This is a genomic window from Sinorhizobium terangae, from assembly GCF_009601505.1.
In the GTDB taxonomy this organism is placed as follows: domain Bacteria; phylum Pseudomonadota; class Alphaproteobacteria; order Rhizobiales; family Rhizobiaceae; genus Sinorhizobium; species Sinorhizobium terangae.
In genome coordinates this window covers 340,092-359,686 of the sequence record NZ_WITC01000036.1, presented here as the reverse complement: position 1 = coordinate 359,686, position 19,595 = coordinate 340,092, and the positions used below count along the sequence as shown (strand labels likewise).

The 19,595-nt window shown below is 62.1% G+C and carries 16 protein-coding genes; 6 read left to right on the top strand and 10 right to left on the bottom strand.

Features of this window, described 5'->3' with window-relative positions:
• Positions 1 to 15 precede the first annotated feature (15 nt).
• Positions 16 to 1,353, bottom strand: coding sequence for a pilus assembly protein TadG-related protein (locus GHK62_RS10085; protein WP_153438593.1), 1,338 nt, complete (start codon positions 1,351 to 1,353; stop codon positions 16 to 18).
• Between the two features lie 335 nt (positions 1,354 to 1,688).
• Between GHK62_RS10085 and galE the strand changes: the two genes are divergently transcribed.
• Entirely contained in the window at positions 1,689 to 2,693 is a 1,005-nt protein-coding gene (gene galE / locus GHK62_RS10080) for a UDP-glucose 4-epimerase GalE (protein ID WP_153438591.1), read from the top strand.
• A gap of 56 nt (positions 2,694 to 2,749) precedes the next feature.
• Here the strand turns inward: galE and GHK62_RS10075 are convergent, their stop codons facing one another.
• The 9 genes from GHK62_RS10075 to GHK62_RS10035 form a co-directional block, all read right to left on the bottom strand.
• Positions 2,750 to 3,055 carry a chorismate mutase family protein gene (locus tag GHK62_RS10075; RefSeq protein ID WP_153438589.1) on the bottom strand — a complete coding sequence of 102 codons (306 nt, stop codon included), beginning with the start codon at positions 3,053 to 3,055 and terminating at the stop codon, positions 2,750 to 2,752.
• 702 nt (positions 3,056 to 3,757) lie between these two features.
• A complete protein-coding gene (gene cydB, locus GHK62_RS10070; protein WP_153438588.1) occupies positions 3,758 to 4,762 on the bottom strand; it encodes a cytochrome d ubiquinol oxidase subunit II in 1,005 nt (334 codons plus the stop codon).
• The gene (locus tag GHK62_RS10065) at positions 4,752 to 6,167 is read right to left on the bottom strand and encodes a cytochrome ubiquinol oxidase subunit I (RefSeq protein WP_184108420.1); all 1,416 of its coding nucleotides are present in this window, start codon (positions 6,165 to 6,167) and stop codon (positions 4,752 to 4,754) included. The genes cydB and GHK62_RS10065 overlap by 11 nt, the downstream gene beginning before the upstream one ends.
• A 182-nt stretch (positions 6,168 to 6,349) precedes the next feature.
• Positions 6,350 to 7,735, bottom strand: coding sequence for an ArnT family glycosyltransferase (locus GHK62_RS10060; protein WP_234886851.1), 1,386 nt, complete (start codon positions 7,733 to 7,735; stop codon positions 6,350 to 6,352).
• A gap of 226 nt (positions 7,736 to 7,961) precedes the next feature.
• A complete protein-coding gene (locus tag GHK62_RS10055) occupies positions 7,962 to 9,128 on the bottom strand; it encodes a M20 aminoacylase family protein (RefSeq protein ID WP_153438583.1) in 1,167 nt (388 codons plus the stop codon).
• A 1-nt stretch (position 9,129) separates the two neighbouring features.
• Positions 9,130 to 10,008 (bottom strand): ABC transporter permease, encoded by an 879-nt coding sequence (locus GHK62_RS10050; RefSeq protein ID WP_412766023.1) that lies wholly within the window; start codon positions 10,006 to 10,008, stop codon positions 9,130 to 9,132.
• A gap of 56 nt (positions 10,009 to 10,064) precedes the next feature.
• On the bottom strand, positions 10,065 to 10,790 hold the full coding sequence (locus GHK62_RS10045) for an ABC transporter permease (RefSeq protein WP_153438581.1): 726 nt from the start codon (positions 10,788 to 10,790) through the stop codon (positions 10,065 to 10,067).
• A 152-nt stretch (positions 10,791 to 10,942) separates the two neighbouring features.
• Positions 10,943 to 11,725, bottom strand: coding sequence for a transporter substrate-binding domain-containing protein (locus GHK62_RS10040; protein WP_153438579.1), 783 nt, complete (start codon positions 11,723 to 11,725; stop codon positions 10,943 to 10,945).
• A gap of 36 nt (positions 11,726 to 11,761) precedes the next feature.
• Entirely contained in the window at positions 11,762 to 12,535 is a 774-nt protein-coding gene (locus GHK62_RS10035; protein ID WP_153438577.1) for an ABC transporter ATP-binding protein, read from the bottom strand.
• Positions 12,536 to 12,809: 274 nt separating this feature from the next.
• Between GHK62_RS10035 and GHK62_RS10030 the strand changes: the two genes are divergently transcribed.
• The 5 genes from GHK62_RS10030 (at position 12,810) to secD (ending at position 19,471) form a co-directional block, all read left to right on the top strand.
• Positions 12,810 to 13,424, top strand: coding sequence for a TetR family transcriptional regulator C-terminal domain-containing protein (locus GHK62_RS10030; RefSeq protein WP_184108421.1), 615 nt, complete (start codon positions 12,810 to 12,812; stop codon positions 13,422 to 13,424).
• Positions 13,425 to 13,452: 28 nt separating this feature from the next.
• Positions 13,453 to 14,643, top strand: coding sequence for a pyridoxal phosphate-dependent aminotransferase (locus tag GHK62_RS10025; RefSeq protein WP_153438573.1), 1,191 nt, complete (start codon positions 13,453 to 13,455; stop codon positions 14,641 to 14,643).
• Positions 14,640 to 16,253, top strand: coding sequence for a 5-guanidino-2-oxopentanoate decarboxylase (locus GHK62_RS10020; protein WP_153438571.1), 1,614 nt, complete (start codon positions 14,640 to 14,642; stop codon positions 16,251 to 16,253). The genes GHK62_RS10025 and GHK62_RS10020 overlap by 4 nt, the downstream gene beginning before the upstream one ends.
• Positions 16,254 to 16,411: 158 nt before the next feature.
• Complete coding sequence (locus GHK62_RS10015) at positions 16,412 to 16,822, top strand: hypothetical protein (protein ID WP_234886839.1); 411 nt, start codon at positions 16,412 to 16,414, stop codon at positions 16,820 to 16,822.
• Positions 16,823 to 16,936: 114 nt separating this feature from the next.
• Positions 16,937 to 19,471 (top strand): protein translocase subunit SecD, encoded by a 2,535-nt coding sequence (gene secD, locus GHK62_RS10010; protein WP_153438569.1) that lies wholly within the window; start codon positions 16,937 to 16,939, stop codon positions 19,469 to 19,471.
• Positions 19,472 to 19,595 lie beyond the last annotated feature (124 nt).

Sequence of the window (19,595 nt, the reverse complement as noted above, 5' to 3'; positions counted from 1 at the left end):
CCATTCCCTGCGAGACTAACGCACCAGCCGGATAGCGCCCGGGTAGTAGATGCTCTTGTCGGCAAGCTCCGTCGTGCAATCCATCTTGAATGTGCTGTTACCGGTCAGGGTGATTTCCTGGGCGATCAGCCGGATGCACTCGCCGCTCGTTGCGCCATTGCCCGAATATTGCAGTTCAGCAGCGTCGGGGAGGTAGACGATACCGGTCAAGGACGACCGGCTGTTGCCGTTGATGATCGCGGTCTCCACATTTCCATGCTCGGCGACGATGGAGAACCCGGCCCAATCGCCTACGAGCGACGGCGAGATATTGAACGTTGCAGAGCCGTTGATGCTGAGCACGGCGCCGTTCATGAGGAAGAAAGTGACGCCGGTCCCTGTCACATTGGCCTGGCTGCCGAATTCGAGACGCCCGCCATCGATGATGTAGTTGCCGGAAAGGAGTTTTACGGCGCGTTTGATGTCCAGGCTGTGATAGGTTCCGGGCTTCAATGTGACGACGTAGCCCTCATTGTTGTTCTTAGGCGTCTTGCCGGTGCCGTTACAGTCGCCATTGCCGCCGCCGCCGGCGATGAAGTCCTGTCCGCAACCGGAAAGATCGACCCACGCCGATGTTTTTGGCAGGACCTTGTTCTTGAACGGGTCGGCCACGCGTGACGCGCCTTCCATCGCCTGGGCGCAAGCAAGTTCGACCGATAGCGGCGAACTGTAAATTCCGCCGGCGGCGTAAAGACACTCCGCCTTGAGCTTGCCTGTGCCGCCGACATAGATCGATTGATCGTCGTTGGAGTCCGAGATGACGGTGCATCCGGTCAGATCGACGGCTGCGCTGCCGCTGACTTCGAATGCCCGGTCGGCCGTGTTATGCAGTGCCAGAATACAGGCTTCCGCGCTGGCCGCGCGCGCCGCAACGGCCTGGCGCCGGATTTTGAGCGGCAGGCGCTCCAGGAACATCGGCTTATAGTCGAAGCTGAATTCCGCTGCGGCGACGTCTTCGATCGTGCTGTGCGTGAACGCGACGGACAATGCGCCTTGCGTGGGTGTGTCCGCGAGATTGGCTCCGTCGACGACGTTTTCTTGCGGCAGCGCGTAGTTGCTCCAGAAGAACTTCTCCGCCGCTTTGGAGGCTTCGCTTTCGTCCGCGCCTTCGCCGTAGGCTCGCACGGAACCAAGCGCGGCGGCGTCCAGCGCAGCCTGCATTTTCTCGGCTTCGAGATAGGCACCGACGAAGTCGAGCGTCAGGCCGGCGGCGGCGATGATGGGGACGATCGCGATTGCTCCGAGGACGGCGAAATTGCCGTTTTTGTCGCGAGCCAATCGACTCAATTGGGCATGGAACTTCGCACGTCTCATTCGTGGTTCCCCCTGGAAGGCCAATATTTCGAAAGGCTAATGCATGTCCACTTCAGAATCCGTTAGTGAGTGCGTGTGTTTTTTAATAAAATTTAATATTTTCTGAGTTTCAGGTGAGAAGAGCATGTATGACCGCCCTTCACGCCCAGTCATGCGGAAGCTGAAGGCACGTGTCCGGTACAGATGTATAAAATTCTCGATAATCAGCAGATGGGTATTTAACTACAACCGCGAGAATATCGGGCGAAGGCCGCTGGGCGCGCCCCGAGTTTACCAATTCAGAAAGCTCAGCTCGTCTTTCCTGTCCCCATCTTTGAGGGGATGGAAACCGGGCAATGGCGATATTGGTAACGGGCGGGGCGGGTTACATAGGCAGCCACATGGTGTGGTCGCTGCTCGATGCGGGCGAGTCTGTCGTGGTGGTCGACAGGTTGTCCACAGGTTTCCGCTGGGCGATCGCGCCGGAAGCAAAGTTCTATTTCGGCGACGTCGGCAACAGGACGCTGCTTGGCGGGATCTTTGCGGAAAACGAGATCGATGCGGTCATCCATTTCGCGGGATCAGCGGTCGTTCCGGAATCTGTCGCCGACCCGCTTGCCTACTATGAAAATAACACGGCGAACACGCGCACGCTGGTCGCCGCGACGATCGCGGCCGGCGTTCGCCATTTCGTGTTCTCATCGACCGCGGCGGTCTACGGCACTCAGGATACTGCCGACCCGGTCAAGGAAACAGCCACGTTGCGTCCCGAGAGCCCCTATGGCCGTTCGAAGCTGATGTCGGAAATCATGCTGCAGGACGCCGCTGCCGCTCATGATTTCCGCTACGTGGTGCTGCGCTATTTCAACGTCGCCGGAGCGGATCCGCTCGGCCGCGCCGGGCAATCGACTACGGGTGCGACTCATCTGATCAAGGTCGCCTGCGAGGCCGCTCTCGGCATACGCCGCAAGGTCGATGTCTACGGAACCGATTATCCGACCGCGGACGGTACCGGCATTCGGGATTATATCCACGTTGCCGATTTGGTTACGGCACACAAGGACGCGCTCGGCTATCTAAGAGGCGGCGGCGAACCACTGACGAGCAATTGCGGTTATGGCAAAGGTTTTTCGGTGCTGCAGGTTCTCGACGCGGTGCGGCGGGTGTCGGGGCGTGATTTCCGTATAGACTATGCACCGCGGCGTCCGGGCGACGCCGCACAGGTCGTCGCGGACTCCTCGCTTGCGCGGCTGAAGCTCGACTGGGTGCCGACCCATGCAAGCCTCGAAGACATCGTCCTGAGCGCCTTCGACTGGGAGCGGTATCTCAGCCGCAAGAACAGCTACGACAAGGCGGTCTGAAGAATTGGCCGGGACCGCGGTGTCGGCTGCGATGGCGGCAATTGTCAGGTAGCGGGCTACTCCTCAGCCTCGCCGAGCAGGCGGCGTTCGTGCGCAATGGCATGATCGATCAGCTGGGCCCAGATGCCCTCGTAGAAATCGGGGTCGAGGCCGAGTTCGCTCGCGTGCCTGCGCGCATTTGCCCGCACTTCGGCCACGCGTGCCGGGATATCGGCTTTCAATTTGAGCGGACGCTTTATCTCGGCCGCGCGATCGATGTAACCCCAGCGCTCCGCAAGCAGCTTCATCAGGGCGCGGTCGAGCCGGTCGATCTCGACACGCACATCCGCCATTGTCGTGCATTCTGCGGGGGTCTTCTGCATCGCTTGTCCAGCTCCTGCGGGGCGGAAACCGCCCGACTGCATGTTTCCTTGAATCGTAGCGATCCAAGGACAAAACACGCAGAGATTCAAAGGCTACAGCGCCCTTTGGGCGTCTGATAGGACGCGCGGCGCCGTAGGGTTCGTTGCGGCCGAACTGCTAGCAAAGCGAAGCGTGGCTGAGAAGAGGCAAAACGACCGCAGCGACCTACAGCGCCACGCGTCCAATCGGAAGCGCTAAGGGCGCTCTAGCAATTTGAATGGCTGCATGATTTTGTCCTTAAATCGATTCCGCTTTAAGGAATCATGCCATAGCGGGATGAGGAAAATTGTGTGCGGTTTACTGCCCGCATCCCGCTCTAACTTATTACAACGATTACCATGATTCTGGATCGATTCGATCCAGAATCATCATGAGCTGGGCACTGCGGCTCCCGGAGTGGTCACCTCGGCGGGTGATCGCCGGGGAGGAGGGTGCGGTCCTGTCTCCGCCGACGATCGCCCGCCGATGTGTATGAAGACGCTAGGCCTTCAAACTTGAGCGAGGCTTTTATCGCTGACGGCAGCACACCTTATCAGGCGCACACAAAGGCTAAGTGCCCAGCACCAGTTTGATCGCGAGGCCGACGATGCTGACTGCAGCCACCCCTGCAAGCCAGAGCGCGACAAACCAGAGAAGCTTCCGGGCCGTGCCGTCCGCACGCATCAATGGTAGCCCTCCTCCGGATCGACTTTGCCGCGAAAAACCCAATAGGCATAGCCGGTATAGGCGAGAACGATCGGTACGAGCACGAGCGCCCCGGCAAGCAGGAAGGCAAGGCTTTCCGGCGGCGCGGCCGCTTCCCAGATGGTGAGCGACGGCGGCACCATATAGGGATAGAAACTGATGCCGATGCCGATGTAGCCAAGGAGGAAAAGGCCGAGGGCCGCGACGAACGGCTGCGCGTCGTACCGGTCACGAATGCCCTTGATGAGGAGATAGAGGCAACCAAGGACGAGCAAGGGAACGATGACGCTGAAGATTGCAGTCGGCCAGCCGAACCAGCGTTGCAGATAGACCGGCTCGAGAAATGGCGTCCAGAGGCTGACGACACCCATCGCGCCGACGGTCGCAAAGCAGCACCTGAGCGCAATCGTGCGCGCCCGGTCGGCGAGATCACCGTGCGTCTTCATCACGAGCCAGGTCGCGCCGAGCAAGGCGTAGCCGACGACGATCGCGATGCCGGTCACGATGGAAAAGGGCGTCAGCCAGTCCCACCAGCTGCCGGCATAGGCGCGGTTTTCGACCGGTATGCCCTGGACGAGTGCACCGAGTGCGATCCCTTGCGCGAAGGCGGCGAGCATCGAGCCGCCGGCAAAGGCCCAGTTCCACAAAAATTCGGCGCGTTTGGTGCGCCAGCGATATTCGAACGCGACGCCCCGGAAGATCAGGCCGATCAGCATGGCGATGATCGGCGCATAGAGCGCCGGCAGCACCGTCGCATAGGCAAGGGGGAAAACAGCCATGAGGCCGCCGCCGCCGAGCACGAGCCAAGTTTCGTTGCCATCCCAGACGGGGGCAACCGAGTTCATCATCACGTCGCGATCATGCTTCTCGGGGAAAAGCGGGAAAAGGATGCCGACACCGAGATCGAAGCCGTCGAGGACGACATAGGCCAGAACGGCAAAGGCAATGATGGCGGCCCAGATCAGTGGGAGATCAAAGTCCATGATGCGCTCCATGGGATGTGGCGCTTGCCGGGCCGTGTGCGACACCGGCCGCGCGGATCGGGCCCTCGTCCAGCTCTGGCATGGTGTCGCGCGGCAGCCGCGCCATCAGCCGGAGGATGTAGAAGGTCCCCGCGCCGAAGACGAAGAAGTAGACGATGATGAAGGCCAGAAGCGAAGCGGAAACGGCAGGAGCTTCTATCGGCGCGACCGAGTTGGCCGTCAGCAGATGACCGTAGACGGTGTAAGGCTGGCGACCCACTTCCGTGGTTACCCATCCGGCCAGAACCGCGACGAAGCCGGCAGGACCCATCAGTACGGCGGCGCGGTGGAGCCAGAGATCGCTGTCGAGCGTACCGCGGTAGCGGCACCAGAGCGACCACAGCCCGATGCCGAGCATGGCGAGGCCGATGCCGACCATGATGCGGAATGACCAGAAGATCACGGCGATCGGCGGATGCAATTCGGCGGGGACCGTGTCGAGTCCGGCAAGCGGCGCATCAAGATCGTGTTTCAGGATGAGGCTTCCGAGCTTCGGCACCTCGATCGCGTAGTCGATGCGCTTCTCGGCTGAATTGGGGATGCCGAACAGCACCAGCGGCGCGCCGTCGGGATGGCTTTCGAAGTGGCCTTCCATTCCCATCACCTTGGCGGGTTGATGCTCGAGCGTGTTGAGCCCGTGCTGGTCGCCGGCGAGAATCTGGATCGGCGCAACGATCGCCGCCATCCACATCGCCATCGAGAACATGGTGCGGGCCCGGCGTGGTGCCGTCTGGCGCAGAAGATGCCAGGCGCCGCAGGCGCCGACGACGAACGCCGTCGTCAGATAGGCGGCAAGTACCATGTGGACAAGGCGGTATGGGAAGGACGGGTTGAAGATGATCGCCCACCAGTCTACCGGCATGAACTGACCGGCCCCGTTCATCGCAAAACCCGCCGGCGTCTGCATCCAGGAATTGGCGGACAGGATCCAGGTCGCCGAAATCAGCGTGCCGATCGCCACCATGGTGGTTGCGAAGAAATGCAGTCTCGGACCGACACGGTTCAGGCCGAAGAGCATGACGCCGAGAAAGCCGGCTTCCAGGAAGAAAGCCGTCAGGACCTCGTAGCCCATCAAAGGGCCGATGATCGGGCCGGCCTTGTCGGCAAACACGCTCCAGTTGGTACCGAACTGATAGGACATGACGATTCCGGAAACGACGCCCATGCCGAAGGTGACCGCGAAAATCGTCTTCCAGAAGTTGAAGAGCTCCAGATAGACCTCGTCCTTCTTCCAGAGCCAGAGGGCTTCTAAGACGGCGAGGTAGCTGGCAAGGCCGATGGAGAAGGCCGGAAAGATGATGTGGAAGGAGACGGTAAAGGCAAACTGCATGCGGGCGAGCATGGTTGCGTCGAAGGATTCAAACACGACGTGATCCTCTTGGGCGTTACCGAAAAGCCAGGCGCCCGCCTGTCAGCCGGAGCCGTCATTTCATCGTGTGATTGAATCTGAAGCAATATTGCCAAACGTCAATGACGGGCGGATCGCCACGTTGTCACACTGCGGCAATGTTTCGCCCGCGGCATTTTGGGCGCGCGCCGCCTCCCCTGTCATTGAGCAGAGAGCACAGCCATCCTTTTGGCCCGATAGGGATTGTCCAAGACCGAGTGATAGCCGGCGAGGTCCTTGGCGTTCCGGTATACGACGATGGCGCGCCCGTCGGGATGGTCGGCAAACCATTGCGCAAGCCGATGCCGAGGGACATCGTCAACCGGTTTTTGAAGGCGCGCCAGGAACCCCAACTCGGCATGATAGTTCTCGACGAAAGCCCAGTCCTTGTCGCGATTTGCACGCATATAGGCGGCCACCGGCTCCAGATCGTAGCGCTTCAGGATCGTCACCGACGCGATGGCCTGGCCGGCCACGATGGCGACGACCATGATCGCCAGGCCCTGCGCCATTTGCCGGGTAGAGACCTCCTTCAGGCAAAGGGCCATGGCAAGAACGACGGCCGGCAACAGCGGCAGCAGATAATGCGGCTGCTTCTCGCTGATGAGGGAGAACAACAAGAATGTGGGCACGAACCAGCAGACGAGGAACCGGATGCCTTCCGTCTCCCATAAGCCTTCGCGTAGCACCGCAGCACCTCTCCAGAAGCGGGGAAGGAAGACCCACGGGATAAGCGCCGCGGGCAAGAAGGGCAGATAGAAGTAGAAGGGTTGCACGTGGGCGTCGAGCTTTCCGGTCGCCCTCCCGACGGTCTGCATCCAGAGCAGCGCGTAGGCAAACTTGCCGTCGGACTGCTGCAGCACCGGGATGAGCCAACAGAGAACGATTGCGGCCGCTACACCCAGGGCCGCAAGAATTCCGAGGTACCATCTCACCGGTTGCCTCAAATTGCTGGCCCAGAGCGGTGCCAGCAAGATCGGGAAGAGTAAGTGGAGGAATGCCACTGGTCCCCTGGCGAGAACACCGAGTCCCAGGGACACGCCTATAAGCACCACGGAGCGCCAACCCCGCGCGCGCGTATAGACGACCGTGCCGATGAGGGACAGCAAGACGAAGACGGTCAACGTAAGGTCGAAGTAAATGACAGTGCTGTAGGCGAGAAAGGGCGCGCCGGCGACCATGATAATGGCCGTGCGATCACCCTGCCTCTGAAAACCGGGGAACAGCACGCGGCCGAGAGCGACCGTAAGGTATACGCATGCCAGAGACGAAAGCACGACCGGAAGCGTTGCCGCCCAGCGAGAGACCCCGAAAATTGCCCATGAGGCATTGATGAGCCAGAAGAGAAGGGGAAGCTTGTGGTGATAGGGCGCGAAGTTCATCGTCAGCGGCTTGAGCCAGTCCTGGCTGAGATACATCTCCCACGCCACGCTGGTGTAGCGCGTCTCGTCGATGGGCAGGAGCGGCCTGAAGGAAATCGCGGCCAGGAAGAGGATGAAAACGACGAGGGGGAGCCAAACGAGCCTGGTCCACGCGGGAAGGGCCATATGCACGCAGTGTGATTCCGCTGATGTTGCTGCTCTCAACAACATGATCGGAGAACCTGTCTGGTTGCTGTCAAACACTCAAAACAAGGCATCCCGCATTGACCGTTACATGCATGCATTTTAGGTCACGCTGATTTTAGGCCGAATCGACCCAAAAATCATAAACGTGATCGGCTCTAATAAGCTGAGACGCTGGATTCGGGCTGAGAACTGCTTCTAGTGTTGCTCATCCGGCAAGATAGCTCTCTGCGAGCTCGGTCCAGAAGGCGGCGCCGATCGGCAGCAGGTCGTCATTGAAGTTGTAGCCGGGATGGTGGAGCGGTTTCTCGTCGCCGGTCACTCTTGATCCGAGAAAGAAATAGCTGCCGGGCCGCTCCTTCAGCATGTAGGCGAAATCCTCGCTGCCCATGAACGGGCGAGCAAGATCAACAATCTTGTCTGGCCCGGCGAAGCGGATCGCAAGGTCGCGGACGAAATCGGTCTCCCTCTTGTGGTTGATCGTCGCGTCATAGCTACGCTGATAGTCGACGGTGGCGCGCATGCCGAAGCTTGTCGCCTGCGCCTCCGTGATCATTCGGATGCGGCGCTCCAGCTCATCGCGAACGGCGGGGTCAAAGGAGCGAATGCCGACGACGATCTCGGCCCGCTCCGGAATGATGTTGCTCGCGGAGCCGGCGTGAAAGGCGCCGACCGTGACGACGGTCGGGTCCATGGGGTGGATGTTGCGCGACACGATGGACTGCAGCGCCATGACGATGCTGGCGCCGCAGACGATCGGATCGGCGGTCTCCTGCGGTTCGGCGCCGTGACCGCCACGGCCATGGACGGTGATCCGCGCCTCGTCCACCGCTGCCATGATCGGGCCTTCGCGCAGGGCGAACTGGCCGAAGGGAAGGTTCGGTTCGTTGTGGAGCGCGAACACGGCGTCGCAGGGGAATTTCTCGAACAGGCCCTCGTCGATCATGATCTTCGCACCGCCGAAGTTCTCCTCGGCCGGCTGGAAGATGAGATGGATCGTGCCGTCGAAATTCCTCCGTTCGGCAAGCGCGCGGGCGGCGCCGAGCAGCATCGCCGTATGGCCGTCATGCCCGCAGGCGTGCATCAACCCCGGCGTCGTGCTGGCATAGTCGAGACCGGTCTCCTCGTGGATCGGCAAGGCATCGATATCCGCGCGGATGCCGATCGAGCGCCCCCCGGTGCCGTTCCTCAGCGTGCCGACCACGCCGGTCTTCGCAAGTCCAGTCGTTACCGTGTAGCCAAGCGCATCGAGGTGCCGCGCAATGAACGCCGAGGTCCGCGTCTCCTCGAGACCCAATTCCGGATGCGCATGCAGGTCGCGGCGGATCGCCACCAGTTCCGGCAGGGCGTTGTCGATGGCGGCGGAGAGCTTCATGTCAGGCACCACGAGTCGGTATGCGGTTTTCGAAATAGCGGAAGGCGATCACCAGAATGCCCGTAAGGCACAGATAGATCAGAGCAAGCAGCAGCAGCGGTTCGTAGGTGAGATAGGTTTCCTGCCGTACCTTCGAGATGACCGCGTAGACATCGACGACGGTGATCGTCGCGACCAGCGGCGTCGACTTGAGCTGCAATACGGTTTCGCCGTTGAGTGTCGGAAGCGCGCGGTGAATCGCACGCGGCAGCCAGATCCGCCGGAATATCGTCCAGCGGCTCATGCCATAGGCTCGCGCCGCCTCCAGCTCGCCCGCGGGCACGCCGGCAAAGGCGCCGCGCATCACTTCGCCCTCGTAGGCGGCGAAGGAGATGGTGAGTGCGGCGACGCCATACGGCCAGGCTTCGCGCAGATACGGCCAGAGAAACGAGTGGCGAATCGCCGGGAATTGCGGAAACAGCGAGCCGAGCCCGTAATAGAGCAGCCACAGTTGCAGGAGCAGCGGCGTCCCGCGGATGACCGTACAGAAGATCCGGGCAAGGCCCTTGAGATACCAGGGGCCGGTGACCTGGACGAGACCCAGCGGCACGGCAAACAGGAAACCGAGAATCGAGGTGGCGAACAGCATCACCATGCTGACAAGGATGCCGGAGCCGAGCCTCGGCAGGTAGCGCGGCAGCCAATCCCAGCGCATGAGGATTGCGACGGCGACTATGAGTGCGGCGGCGAAGAGGATGAGCACGATACGATGCGGTTTGAGGAAGCTCTCGCCCTTCGGCAGGTCCTCGGGGGTGAAGCCCAGAGCGGGATGAGGAAAAGTGTGAAGCGGTTTTCCGCCCGCATCCCGCTCCAACTTATTAGAATCGATCACATTTGTGATTTTGGATTGATTCAATCCAAAATCAGCGTGATCGAGCGCGTGGGTTGTTTCGTTGGTCATCGCTGCTCCACGAAACCGCGCCTGGCATGCCTTTCCAACGCGCCGATGAAGACGTTGGAAACGAGCGTCAGCGCGAGATAGAGCGCGCCGGCCGCGCAGAAGAAAAGCAGATAGGCCTTGGTTGCGCCGGCCGCCTGGCGGGTTGCCAGCGTCAGCTCGCTGAAGCCGACGACGGCGAGCAGGGCGGTGTCCTTCGTGGCGATCAGCCAGAGATTGGCAAGGCCGGGGATGGCATAGGGCAGCATGGCAGGCAGGGTGACACGCCGCAGGACCTTTCCGGGCGACATGCCATAGGCGCGCGCCGCCTCGATCTGGCCGGCGGGTACGGCCTTGATCGCCCCGCGCAACACTTCGGTCGAATACGCCCCCTGAACGACGCCAATGACGAAGATGCCGGCCATCAGGCCGCTGATGTCCACCGCCTCGAAGCCGACGGCGCCGAGAAGCTGGTTCAAGAGGTCGGTCCCGGCATAGTAGAGGAGGAGAATGAGAACGAGCTCAGGCACCGCCCGGACGATGGTGGTGTAGCATTCGAGAAGATCGCGCGTTACCGGCCCGCCATAGAGCTTGCCGAAGGCACCGCCGACGCCGAGCAGGAGGCCAAGCGCGTAGCCGCCGACCGCGATCTGAATCGAATGGAGAAAGCCTTGCAGCAATACGCCGCCCCAGCCGGGCGCCGAGAGCGAAAGCAGGCTCCAGTTGATGATGGAATCCGCAGCCATGGCGACTTCATGCTCCTTCTGCATAGCCCCCAGCTCGGAGCCGAGCCGGAGAGATGCAGCCAATCAAGGTGTTACAGCGACCATGCGCTCCGAATGGGTGCGCAGCGCTATAAAGCGTCGGCCGGCAGCAGCGGGACTGCCGGCCGAGACGCTTAGCCGCCATAGATGTCGAAGTCGAAATACTTCTTCGAGAAGGTATCGTAGGTGCCGTTCGCGCGGATCGCCTTGATCGCCGCGTTGATCTTTTCCTTGAGCTCGGCTTCGCCTTTGCGCAGGCCGACACCGACCCCCGGGCCGAGGACGGCGAGATCCTGGGCGACATCACCCTTGTAGTCGCAGCATTCATTGCCCTGGTCGCTCTTCAGGAAGGCGTCGAGTGCGATCGCATCCGCCTGCACCGCGTCGACACGGCCGGCGGCCAGATCCTGGTTTGCCTCGTCCTGCGTCTGGTATTCCTTGACCTCCACGCCGGCCGGGGCGAAATGCTTGGTCGCATAGGCCTGATGCACGGTCGAAACCTGCACGCCGAGCGTCTTGCCCGAAAGGCCTTCCGGCGTCGGCTTGATGTCCTCGCCCTTGGTGCCGATGATGCCGGTCGGCGTGTTGTAGTATTTGTCGGAGAAATCGATCGTCTTCAGGCGCTCTTCCGTGATCGACATCGAACCGATGATCATGTCGATCTTCTTGGAGGTCAGCGCCGGGATGATGCCGTCCCACGCGACCGGCGTGATCACGCAGTCGAGTTTCGCCTCGGCGCAGATCGCCTTCATGAACTCGACTTCCCAGCCTTCCCAATTGCCGTTGGCGTCAGGCGAGGTAAAGGGCGGGTAGGGCTCGGCGGCAAAGCCGACCTTGACCGTTTCCGCCTGCGCCGCGACGGCGCCGGTGATCGACAATGCGGCCGCTACCGCCAGGAGTTTCAATGTCTTCTTCATGCTGTTCCCTTTTTTGGTTGTTGAGCATTGCGGAATTCAGTGAATGGAGCTGATGAACCTCTTGAGCCTCTCGGATCTCGGCGCGCCGAAGATTGCCTCGGGCGGCCCCTGTTCTTCGATGACGCCGTTGTGCAGGAAGACGATGTGGTTGGCGACGTCGCGGGCGAACTTCATCTCGTGCGTGACGAGGATCATCGTGCGCTTCTCGTGCGCGAGATCGCCGATGACGGAGAGGACTTCGCCGACAAGCTCCGGATCGAGGGCCGAGGTCGGTTCGTCGAGGAGCATCACCAGCGGCTGGATCGCCAGCGCACGGGCGATCGCTGCGCGTTGCTGCTGGCCGCCGGAAAGGAAGGCCGGATAGGCGTCGCGCTTCTCGTAAAGTCCGACCCTGCGCAGCAATGTTTCGGCTGTCTCGATCGCCTCGGCCTTGGATTTGCCGAGCACATGCACCGGCACTTCGATGACGTTTTGAAGAATGGTCATGTGTTGCCAGAGGTTGAAGCTCTGGAAGACCATGCCGAGCTGGGTGCGGATGCGCTGCACTTGCTTGCGATCGGCGGGCATCAGCCCGCCATGACCATCGGGCTTCATCCGGATTTCCTCACCGTGAACGCTGACGCGTCCGGCCGACGGCAATTCCAGCATGTTGATGCAGCGAAGGAGGGTGGACTTGCCCGAGCCGCTGCCGCCGATGATCGCGATGACGTCGCCCTGTCGAGCCGTAAGCGACACACCTTTCAGCACTTCCAATGGCCCGAAACGCTTGTGCAGGTCAGTGACTGCGATTGCCTGGGCCGTACTCGTCATCGACGCGCCACTCCCGTGGCTCGAAGAGCGTTCCGTGAAGGCATGAAAACAGTTCCCCTGGTCGTTCTCTCGTGCAGCATCTTCGGCTTGTCACGCTGTTTCATTGAGGGGAATGTTGCACTTGTGCCGATATTATTCAAGCGTATAATAACTTCATCACGGTTTTTTTGGCCGTGCTGTCTGAACGAGCATCACCGCAGGAGCAACGCATGAGCCTATCCGGTTCGCTGACAATGACGATCTGGTTTTGCGGCGCTGCGTATCGGAGGCTGCAGTGACGCGTCGCACATTTCATCGCGCCCCCGAGGGCGAGCGGCGACAGGAACTGATCGAGGCGACGCTCGATTGTATCGCTGAATTCGGTTTGAAAGGCGCGACGGTCCGGCAGATCGCGATCCGGGCCGGCGTCACCGCGGGGCTCGTCCGCCATTATTTTGAATCCAAGGACCAGATGGTCGCGGAGGCCTACCGTGCCGTCATCGCTTCTCTCACAGAGAAGGCACAGAACGTCGAAGGCGATCCTGCGACGCGGTTGAGAGAGTTTATCGCGGTCAACTTCACGGAGCCGGTTGCCGATAGCCGCAGCGTCTCGCTCTGGGCAGCCTTCATCAGCCAGGTGCGGGTCGATCCGATCCTCGCCGAGATTCACCGCGAAGGATATCTCGCCTTCCGCAACACCTTGCAGGAACTGCTGAGCGAGTTCCTCGCCGCCAAGGGTCGGCCCGCAAGCGAGGAAGCGTGCCGCCGCTATGCGATTGCGATCAACGGCCTGGTAGACGGGCTCTGGGTCGAAGGCTGCCTGGCCGGCGACCTCTTTCGCGACGGCGAGCTGGTCAGCATCGCCATGGCGTCGGTCGAGGCCGTGCTCGGCCTGCCGATCGAAAATTAAATCGAAATTCGAAAAACGGAGCAAACATTTGCGCTACGCGTCGATCACCTCACGTCTCGCCGATCTCGGTTCCGGCAAATGGACGCTGCACATCCGCGCGCGCCAGCTGAAGGCGGAAGGGGCCGATATCATCGAGCTGACGATCGGTGAGCCGGATCTGCCGCCCGACCGCTCACTGCTTGACGAATGCCAGCGTGCCATGAATGCAGGGCGGTACCGCTACTCGAACGGGCGCGGCGAACCGTCCGTCGTCGCTGCTCTTGCGGAGAAATACCGGCGGCGCCGGGCCGATGTGACCGCGGAAAACGTTCTGTGCTTTCCGGGCACGCAGACGGCGCTCTTTGCCGTCATGCTGGGCCTCGTCGAGACCGGCGACGCCGTGCTCGTCGGCGATCCGCTCTATGCGACCTATGAAGGCGTCATCCGGTCCACCGGCGCCCACTATGTCCTCGTCCCACTGAAACCCGAGTTCGGTTTCCATATGCGGGCGGAGGACCTGGAAAAGGCCATCACGCCGGAATGCCGCGTGCTGCTCCTCAACACACCGCACAATCCGACCGGTGCGGTGCTGACCGCCGCCGAGATTGCCGCGATCGGCGAAGTCGCCCGTCGCCACGACCTCTGGATCGTCTGCGACGAAGTCTATGAGGAACTGGTCTTCGATGCCGCGTTCGCGTCGCCCTTCGACAATCCTGATCTTGCCGAGCGCACCGTGGTCGTCTCGTCGATTTCCAAGTCGCATGCCGCACCCGGCTTCCGAAGCGGCTGGGCGGTCGGTCCTGTCGAATTCACCAATCGTCTGCTGCCGATCTCCGAAACCATGCTTTTCGGCGTGCAGCCCTTCATCGCCGACATGACGGCTTATGCGCTGACGCACGAGATCGACACGGCGAAAAAGATGCGTGAAGCCTACAAGCGGCGCGCCCGGCGCATCGTTGACGGCCTTGCCGATGCGCCGGGCGTCTTTGTCCTGCCGCCGGAAGCGGGCATGTTCACGCTGATCGACGTCTCTGGTACGGGTTTCTCTGGCGAGGCCTTCGCATGGGCGCTGCTCGAAGAGGAAGGCGTGGCGGTGATGCCGGGCTCTTCCTTCGGCGAGGAAGCGCAGAATTTCCTGCGCGTGAGCCTCACCGTGCCCGATGTCGATATCGACGAAGCATGCCAGCGCATCAGCTCCCTGGCGGAGCGCCTGACCGCCCGCAGGGAGCGCCGCGCATGACCGCTGAAATGAAAACCGTAGGCGAGGTCCTTGTCGATCTCCTCGAGGCAAACGGCGTCGAAGTCGTTTTTGGCATTCCCGGCGTACACACGGTCGAGCTCTATCGCGGCCTTGCCTCATCGAAGATCCGCCATGTCACGCCGAGGCATGAGCAGGGCGCGGGCTTCATGGCCGACGGCTATGCCCGCGTCAGCGGCAAGCCTGGTGTGGCGCTGGTCATCACCGGCCCTGGCCTTACCAACACGATTACGGCGATGGCCCAGGCTCGCCAGGATTCGATCCCGATGCTGGTCATTTCCGGCGTCAACCGTCGCGATTCGCTCGGCCACGGCCGCGGCCTGCTGCATGAATTGCCCGACCAGCACGGGATGATGAAGACGCTGGCGCTTTATTCCCACACGCTGCTCAACCCCACCGATTTGCCGCTTGTGGTGGACCGGGCCTTTGCGGTTTTGCTTTCCGGCCGGCCCGGGCCGGTGCACATCGAGATTCCGACCGACGTTATGGCTCTGCGGATCGAGAGCAAGCCGGCGATGCCTGCCGCGGCAACCCGCCCGCGCTCCGATAGTGAAACCTTGCAGAAGGCAGCGATCCTGTGCGCCGACGCCGCGCGTCCGGTGATTCTCTGCGGGGGCGGTGCGCTGACGGCGGAAGCGGTAGTCAGGCAACTCGCCGAGCAGATCGGCGCGCCGGTGGTCACGACCGTCAACGCGCGCGGCATGCTTGCGGGCCACCCCTTACGGGTGCCGGCGAGCCCGAGCCTCAAGGCCGTGCGCGCCCTGCTGCGCGCGGCGGATCTGGTCCTGGCGCTTGGCACGGAGATGGGTCAAACGGACTACGATCTCTACGCCGATGGCGGCTTTCCAGAACTCCGCAATCTGATCCGCACCGACATCGATGCCGCGCAGCTTGCCCGCGGGCCGCAGGCAGCACTTTCCATTCTGTCGGGCGCGAAGATGGCGACGGCGGGCATCCTGGGCTTTCTGCCCGGCCATGTGGGTGTAAAGGACGGCGCGGAGCGTGCGGAAATGGCTCGCAAGGCGGCGCTGAAGGAATTGTCCGCCAAGATGTGTGCGGAAGTGGCCGTGATCGACATGATCTATCGGGTGCTTTCGGATTGCACGATCGTCGGGGATTCCACGCAGGCCGTCTACGCCGGCAACCTCTATTGCGATGCGCCGCGGCAACGGAGTTGGTTCAATTCGGCGACCGGTTACGGGGCGCTGGGTTATGCACCACCGGCGGCGGTCGGCGCGGCCGTGGCGGATCGCGGCAAGCCTGTCGTCTGCCTCGTCGGCGACGGCGGCTTCCAGTTTTCGCTGGCCGAGATCGGCTCGGCGGTCGATGCCGCGGCGAGGGTGATCTTCCTCGTCTGGAACAATGACGGCTATCAGGAAATCGAGTCCTACATGGTCGGCTCCGGTATCACCCCGGAAGGCGTGAAGCCCTCTGCTCCGGACTTTCTCATGACCGCCGGGGCCTATGGCGTCCCGGCGGAGCGGCTGGCCGATGTCCGCGATCTGCCGCGCGCGCTCTCTGAGGCCGCTGCGCGGTCAGGTCCTTCGCTGATTGAAATCCACCAGTCAAAGACCGTCGGCGTCACCGCCTGACAAGGCGACGAACCGAGCCGGATTTGACTTTTCCGCCCCGGAATGGTGTTAAGGGCGCGCACGCTCGAATCCGGCCATGTTCTTTCGCTAGGCTGAAGCAGTCGGGCTGAATTTCGTCTCGCCGGTGTCCCGGTCGAGAAAAAGGGATAGTGTCCTCGATGGACCTGTTGGGTGGTGGCAGCAAGAGCATGCAGGCCAGCCGGCTCTTCGCCGTGCTGTGGTTGTTCTGTGCCTCCTTTGCCATGCAGGTCATTGCCGTCGGGCAGAGTGTTTCCAGCCGCGCCGCAGGCGCGTCGACCGGCAACGTCGCTGGGCCGGACACCGGTTCTTCCGACCGCCCGACAGTGCGGCAGGGCTCCAGGGCCGTTACCTTGCCCGATCTCCGTTTCGTCGGCGAGCGGGCGGATGGAAAATCGACGGCCGGAGGCGATCTCCCGCCGGTTCTTCCCCTTGCCCTCGCCAGCTTGCCTGCCCTCGAAAGCGCTCGACCGTCGTCGTCTGCGCGGGCGGACGTCACGGCAGGAGTGGCGCTTTTCGGCGAACGCATTCGCGCTCCACCGCAGGCATAAAGTATCCTTCAGTGTCTGGCGGAGCCGGCAATCTCCAGCTTCGCTTGAGTTTTGATGAAAACCTGGCCCGGACGCCGCTGGTTGAGCGCGTTCTGGCATTCATGGAATTTCCACATGCGTACATCCAGATGGGCGGTCCTCGCCTATGTCGCGATCATAATATTCGGATGCCTCGCGGCGGTGCCGAGCGTTCTGCCGCAGGCCATGAGAGAGCAATTCACATCGATCCTGCCCTTCAAGCCGGTGACTCTCGGCCTTGATTTGAGGGGTGGCTCGCACCTCGTTCTCGAGGTCGACGGGGCCGGCCTGCAGAAGGCGCGGCTCAATACGCTTCTTGATGATACCCGCCGGGTTCTTCGCGGCGAACGCGTTTCCGCCTCGTCGGCGCGCATCAGCGGCAACGCCGTGACGGTCAGCATCGCGGACGCGGCCGATCGGGAAAAGGTGCTGCCGAAGCTGCAGGAACTGGCGACCCCCGTCAGCACGATCGGCTTCGGTGGCGCGACTCCTGAGGTCGAGGTGACGACAAACGCCGACGTGGTGACGCTTGCGATCACCGAGGCGGGGCTTGCCGACCGCATGACCAAGGCGGTCGAGCAGAGCCTGGAGATCATCCGCAACCGCGTCGACCAGGTCGGCGTTGCCGAACCGCTGATCCAGCGCATCGGTTCGAACCGCATCCTCGTGCAGTTGCCCGGACTGCAGGATCCGACCCGTCTGCGCGAACTCCTCGGCTCCACGGCGCAGATGAGCTTCCACATGCTCGACCAGGCCGTGGATGTCACGCAGCCGCCGCCACGCGGCGTCGACATCCTTCCCGGCGCCAATGACAACAACAAATATCCGGTCGAAAGCCGCGTCGCCATCTCCGGGGAGCGCCTTGACGATGCCAAGGTCGGCTTCGACCAGCGCACCAACCAGCCGGTGGTCGATTTCAGCTTCGACTCGCTCGGCGCCCGTCAGTTCGCCGAGATCACCCGCGAAAACGTCGGGCGGCCTTTTGCGATCGTCCTCGACGGCAAGGTGCTGACGGCCCCGGTCATCAACGAGCCGATTCTCGGCGGCCGCGGTCAGATCAGCGGCAACTTCACCGCCGAGTCGGCGACGGTTCTTTCGGCGCTGCTGCGCTCTGGCGCTCTGCCGGCGCCGCTGACGATCATCGAAGAGCGATCGGTCGGCCCGAACCTCGGTAGCGATTCGATCCGCATGGGCCTCTACACCGGCCTTGCCGGCTTCGGTCTCGTCGTGACGCTCATGGTCGTGCTCTACGGCGCCTGGGGCATGATCGCCAATGTCGGCCTGGTGCTGCACACGATCATGACGATCGGTGTTCTCGGCCTGATCGGTTCGACGCTCACCTTGCCCGGCATCGCGGGCATCATCCTCGGCATCGGCATGGCCGTCGACGCCAACATCCTTATCAACGCGCGCATCCGGGAAGAGACGGAAGGGGGCGCCGGTGCGATGAAGGCGCTGGATGTCGGCTTCAACAAGGCCTATGCCACGATCCTTGACTCGAACGTCACCACGCTCTCCGGCACGGTGCTTCTGTTCTGGCTCGGCAGCGGTCCGGTCCGCGGCTTTGCGGTCACCATGATGCTCGGCATCGTCATCTCGATGTTCACTTCGGTCACCGTGGTACGTCTGCTGATGCGCGAGGTCGTCATCCGTCGCAAGATGAAGAAGCTGGAGATCCCGTCGCTCTTCGGCGGGGTTCCGCACCTGCCGACCATCTCCTTCATGAAGCGCCGCTTCCAGGCGATCGGCTTCTCCGCCTTCCTGTCGATCAGCTCGGTCGTCCTGTTCTTCACGCCGGGCCTGAACTACGGCATCGATTTCGTCGGTGGTATCCAGGTAGAAGCGGTCTCGAAGGACAAGATCGATCTGGCCACGCTGCGTCACGGGCTCGAAGCGCTCAATCTCGGCGAGGTGGCGTTGCAGGACTTCGGCAACGGTCAATCGGTGCTGATCCGCGTCCAGCGCCAGCCGGGCGGCGAACAGGAGCAGACCGCTGCGCTGAACCGCATCAAGGATGCCGTGACGACCGCCGTTCCGGGGGCGGCCCTGGAGCGGACCGAAGTCGTCGGCCCGACCGTCAGCGGCGAGCTGCAGCGCTCCGGCTTCCTCGCCGTCGGCCTCGCGATGGTGGCGATCCTGCTCTACATCTGGTTCCGCTTCGAATGGCACTTTGCCGTCGGCGCGATCGCGGTGCTCTTGCTCGACATCACCAAGACGGTGGGCTTCTTTGCCCTGACCGGCGTGGATTTCAACCTGACGGCGATTGCCGCGCTGCTGACGATGATCGGCTATTCGGTGAACGACAAGGTGGTTGTCTACGACCGCATGCGTGAAAACCTGCGCAAGTACAAGTCGATGCCCTTCTCCGATCTCATCGACATGAGCATCAACCAGGTGATTGCACGATGCATCTTCACGTCGATGGCAACGGCCCTTTCGCTGGTGCCGATGGCGATCTGGGGTGGCGAAACGGTGCGCAGCTTCGCTTGGCCGATGATCTTCGGCGTTTTCGTCGCCACGACCTCCTCGATCTACATCGGTGGTCCGATACTGCTGTTCCTGAGCCGCTGGTGGAAAGATCGCGAGGCGGGCCGCTCCGCGGCGCAACAGCCGGGAACGCCGACGGCCTGATCCGATCACAAATGACAAAAGCAAAAGGGGCGGCCGCGGCTGCCCCTTTTTCGTCCGAAAGTGCTGTCTTTATACCAATCGTCCCTTGCAGATCGATTCGTCGCTACCTAGATAGCGTCAGAGT

Coding starts and splice junctions, on each gene's coding strand:
- GHK62_RS10040 (WP_153438579.1), bottom strand. CDS start 11,725: ATGAAGAAGACATTGAAACTCCTGGCGGTAGCGGCCGCATTGTCGATC.
- GHK62_RS10085 (WP_153438593.1), bottom strand. CDS start 1,353: ATGAGACGTGCGAAGTTCCATGCCCAATTGAGTCGATTGGCTCGCGAC.
- GHK62_RS10075 (WP_153438589.1), bottom strand. CDS start 3,055: ATGCAGAAGACCCCCGCAGAATGCACGACAATGGCGGATGTGCGTGTC.
- GHK62_RS10020 (WP_153438571.1), top strand. CDS start 14,640: ATGACCGCTGAAATGAAAACCGTAGGCGAGGTCCTTGTCGATCTCCTC.
- cydB (WP_153438588.1), bottom strand. CDS start 4,762: ATGGACTTTGATCTCCCACTGATCTGGGCCGCCATCATTGCCTTTGCC.
- secD (WP_153438569.1), top strand. CDS start 16,937: ATGCGTACATCCAGATGGGCGGTCCTCGCCTATGTCGCGATCATAATA.
- GHK62_RS10035 (WP_153438577.1), bottom strand. CDS start 12,535: ATGACGAGTACGGCCCAGGCAATCGCAGTCACTGACCTGCACAAGCGT.
- GHK62_RS10060 (WP_234886851.1), bottom strand. CDS start 7,735: ATGGCCCTTCCCGCGTGGACCAGGCTCGTTTGGCTCCCCCTCGTCGTT.
- GHK62_RS10015 (WP_234886839.1), top strand. CDS start 16,412: ATGGACCTGTTGGGTGGTGGCAGCAAGAGCATGCAGGCCAGCCGGCTC.
- GHK62_RS10055 (WP_153438583.1), bottom strand. CDS start 9,128: ATGAAGCTCTCCGCCGCCATCGACAACGCCCTGCCGGAACTGGTGGCG.
- galE (WP_153438591.1), top strand. CDS start 1,689: ATGGCGATATTGGTAACGGGCGGGGCGGGTTACATAGGCAGCCACATG.
- GHK62_RS10045 (WP_153438581.1), bottom strand. CDS start 10,790: ATGGCTGCGGATTCCATCATCAACTGGAGCCTGCTTTCGCTCTCGGCG.